The sequence below is a fragment of the Pseudomonas sp. CM25 genome (assembly GCF_013179705.1).
Classification (GTDB): domain Bacteria; phylum Pseudomonadota; class Gammaproteobacteria; order Pseudomonadales; family Pseudomonadaceae; genus Aquipseudomonas.
Map to the genome: position 1 here is coordinate 1 of NZ_JABMCW010000429.1, position 3,970 is coordinate 3,970.

A 3,970-nucleotide genomic window follows, 5' to 3' on the forward strand; every position below is an offset into this window, starting at 1 on the left:
CTGCCACCAGGGCGATCTGCTCTTCGCTCAGCCCGACCATCAAGGTAACCGGCTCGAACGGTTTGCGCCCGCGCCGCAGGTCCTTGTCGAACTGCTTGCGGTCATCTTCGTTCAGGCCCAGCACCTGCGCCAGGGTATCGAGCACCTTGGCCGAGTCGCCGCCGGCCCGCTCGCGGGTCATGGTCAGGTCGAAGCTGGGCTTGTTGTCGGCCAGCACCACGCCGTTGCGGTCGTAGATCAGCCCGCGTTCAGGGGCGATGGGCAGCACGTGCACGCGATTGTTTTCCGACACGGCGGTCTGCTGGTCGTGTTGCAGCACCTGGAGCACGTAGAGCCGGCCCACCAGTACACAGACCAGGCTGAACACCAGGGCGGCGCAGGCGAGAAGCCGGCGGTTGACCAGGTGCTTTTCCTTTTCGTGGTCCTTGAGGGGGATGGGTTGCGGCATCGGTGGCTCGTTTTTGCAAGGTATCGCGCCGTGCGGGCGCGCGATCGGGCCGGGGATGCTACGCAACACCTACTGCACCCTCAAGGCGAGTGGCGGGGGGCGTCAGCCTGATATTGGCTGGGTAGCCCGTGATCAGGGCGCTGACGGGCAACATGAAGATTTGTTCATGGCGGGGAGCGAGACCAGATGCAGCAAACATCGCACGGAGCAGACCAGGTAGGCCGGCTACACAATCTGGCTATGGGCAGGGAGTAAGCGAGGATACCTGGCAAGGTGTTTGCGCAACACCACACCAGGTACCTCAGCTCGCGACTATTAGCCGCGACGTTGTCAATGCAGGCCCGGGCGCTTCGGCGAGCGTGTTCGCCGATCTGCCCTCTGACACTGGCTTTGCGTAATTACGTAAGTTCTACGTTGGTGGCGTAGTGCCTGTTGCCTTTTTTTACTACTTTGAATCTCACCATGTCACCATTTTTCAAGTTTAGCGATCCCACTGCCTCCTCAGCCAGGATGACATCTTCATCTTCGATCTCGTAGTCGAGGAAGCCCGCTTTCAGTGAGGCATTGTACATCTTGACTTTTGCCGTCTTTATATCGCTCATGTTTATCGCTCCTGGTTGGATTTGACGCTAAGGTATCAATAAAAAGGCTGACCATTTGAAATGTACTTTAGTACTGTTGCTTTTCACGTCTGCCGCATGTTGCATGATCGGTAGCAAGCGATAATCTTCCTGGAATTATTGCAGCAGATGCCCACGACCTGTTTGGCCCCAACTGTACATCTGCTCTACCTTTACGGTGTAACGTCCCCATGGCGTGACGGGGTCTGACGCATCATTGCTTGAGAGTGCGATGATGGAGCTGGTTGCAATGTAGGTTTCGATCCCCTTACCTACTAGCAAGGCGGCTGCTGTTCCGCGACGAGGCAGGATCGCGAAGTTGTTCAGGAGATAAAGCTTGTGCTGGGCTTTCCCCGTTATCCTTAAACTCCAATATTCCACCTCTCGAAGGTCCTTGAAGTTTGCCTCGCCCAGGTAGTCGATCAATTGGCTGGCTTTGGCCTTGAGCGTGTTCCCTATGCCACGGCGGGCAGGTGTCACTGCCTCGGTGGAAGTGCGAGCGCCCTTAAGGTTCTGCATCGCGTACTCGCTGAAGCGCGCGGTGCTGGTCGGAGGCCTGGTAAGATCCTTGGCGTGCAAGACCCTTTTGCCGACCTGGCGCACCGCTCGCATCCCGTTCTTGACCAGGGCCGGTAGCTTCTTGATCAGGCCCACCGCACTTTCAGTAAGCGACGCCAGCGCAAACGCCAGCGACGCATAGCCTAGCTTCCTGGACAGTTCAGGGTGGGACTCCTCCGTCAATACAGAGGCCACCTCGAAGCTGAACGAGAGTACCGAGCAGACCGTCATCGCGGCGAAGAGCACCGAGGCGGCGCCACCGGTCATCACCGAAGCGACGATACCCAATATTGTCAGCGTGGCCGAAAGCGCCAGGCCACGCCAGCGTCCACCGACCTGCATGGGCTTGGTCTCACGCAGGACCTCTTTATAGCTGCGCAAGGTCTGTTTCTGTTCCTCGCGGCTGATCATGATCGCGCCGCTGGGATCATGCAGGTTGACCGGGTCCGGGCAGTGGGCATAGTCGTTGACACCCCCTTCGCCGAATGGGCTAAGCCAGTCAGGCTGGGCATAACGACGCAGGGCCAGTACGTAGCAGCGGTATCCATGGCCTGCATGATACTGGCCGATCACCGGGTCGCGGCGCATGCCGTTGTAGCCGCTGATCACCTCCTCCAGTGCCGCGCCTTCGCCGAAGGGTAGCAGCGGGGCGAGTTGCAGGTTGGCGTCGCAGACCTGGCCGACGATCCCCGATTGGGGGTCGTCGATCAGCCAGCGCACCTGGTTGCCGTCATACTGCGCCAGCCCCGGAGAGATGCTGGTGTGTCGGGTGGGCTTGCCAGCCTGGTCGAAACACACCTGGCCGATCAGTTCATCGCCGTCGTAGCGCAGTTCATGGGTGGTCTGGTGCTGCTGGTCATATTGCGCCCCCAGACGTTGCAGGCCGTCGTATTCGTAACGGGTGAGCAGGGCGCCGGTACTGTCCTTGACACTGTTGAGCTGGCCGGCGGCGTTGTAGTCCAGTGTGCGTTGCTGGCCGACCTTGCGCAGTTGGCCATTGCTGTTCCAGGTCAGGGCCGTTGTCTGCTTGCCGGTTTTCATCGAGGTCAGGCGCGTAGGGTCAGAGGCCATTGCATAGTCGAACGTTTCCGTCACCGCATCGCCTTCGAATGGGGTACTGGTGCAACGGGTCATATTGTCCAGGCTGTCCCAGCTGAACGTCTGGGCCTTGACCGGTGTGCCGTTGGCATCCTGCGGGCAGAGTGCCGCATGCGAGGTGTCACAGGCATAGCTTGCCAGGCGGTCGAGCGGGTCATAGGTGAAGTGTTCAGTGCGCAGCAATTCGCCGTCCTGCCAGCTGGCCTTGCTGGCCAGGCGACCGTCGCCACGCCAGGTCATGTGCTGGCTGAAGCAGGGTGCTCCGTTGCGCAGGAAGGTGCGCGCGGTTTCCCGGTTGAAGCCGTCATGTTCGCTGTGCACCTGCCATTGCCCGGCGCCAGTCAGCGCGTGCACCCGGCGCGCCTGCAGGCGATCAAGCTCGTCGTAGCGGTACAACACGTCCTCGTGCTCCTGGCAGGTGCGCAACAGCCGTCCCTGGCTGTCGAGGAACACCCGCCGCGTGCGGCCGTCAGCGCGTCGCGCTGCAAGGTTTTGCCCCCGCAGGCTCTGCCATTCGGCACGCCTGACAGTACCTCGCGGTGTTTTTTCAGTGGTTCGCCGGCACCCGGGCACCTGCGCGCTGGCGATCAGCTGTTGCCAGCCTGAACCGGACAGTGGGCCAGGCGCGCTGCTCAGCACGGTCGATCCGTTATAGTTTGTCTCGCGGTACAGGGCGTTGTCATCTGCCGCAAAGCGCGCGCTGCTGGCAGTCTGAAGCCTCTGCAACCGGGTCTTGTCGGGCAAGGTCACGGTCTGGTCGGCAAACCGGTATTCGCGGCTGCCTACCGTGCGTGTGGTGAGCTTGCCGTGTTCGTTCAGCGCCTGGCTCGCGACCACCTTACCGTCCACGGTCAGCGTGCAAACCTGGTTGCTGAAGCCGTGGTAAGTGCGCTCGATGGTTGTGTTATCGGGTTGGGTTACCTTGGTGACCCTACCGAGAACATCGCGTTCGAGCGTGTAGTTCAGCGTCTGCTCGCCCAAGGTGCGGGTGTGGCTGATGACATTGCCGGCGGGGTCGTACCGCTGATCGAGGCGCAGGTGCTGCGTGCCGAGGTGGTCCGCCCATTGCACCGAGCGTTGGAAGGTGCCGTCGGTTTTTGCAGTGGTGGTGCTGGTACGCCTCGACAGGCACCGGGCGCCCAGGCCTTGCTGTTCGGTTAGTTGCACGGCCGAATCAGCGGTAGCCCAGAAGTTGTCGGTTGGTAGTTTATTTGGATACAAAGATTTCGCATGCGTCTTTAGTTTT

General features: G+C 60.6%; 2 protein-coding genes and 1 pseudogene. All 3 read right to left on the reverse strand.

The window, feature by feature from the left end; genetic code table 11:
- Positions 1–448 (reverse strand): annotated as a pseudogene (locus HP546_RS27155) (penicillin-binding protein 2); the annotation flags it as partial.
- Positions 449–846: 398 nt separating this feature from the next.
- Complete coding sequence (locus HP546_RS27160) at positions 847–1,050, reverse strand: cold shock domain-containing protein (RefSeq protein WP_172231991.1); 204 nt, start codon at positions 1,048–1,050, stop codon at positions 847–849.
- 135 nt (positions 1,051–1,185) lie between these two features.
- Positions 1,186–3,891, reverse strand: a complete 2,706-nt coding sequence (locus HP546_RS27165; protein ID WP_172231994.1) for an RHS repeat-associated core domain-containing protein — start codon at positions 3,889–3,891, stop codon at positions 1,186–1,188.
- Between the last annotated feature and the right edge of the window lie 79 nt (positions 3,892–3,970).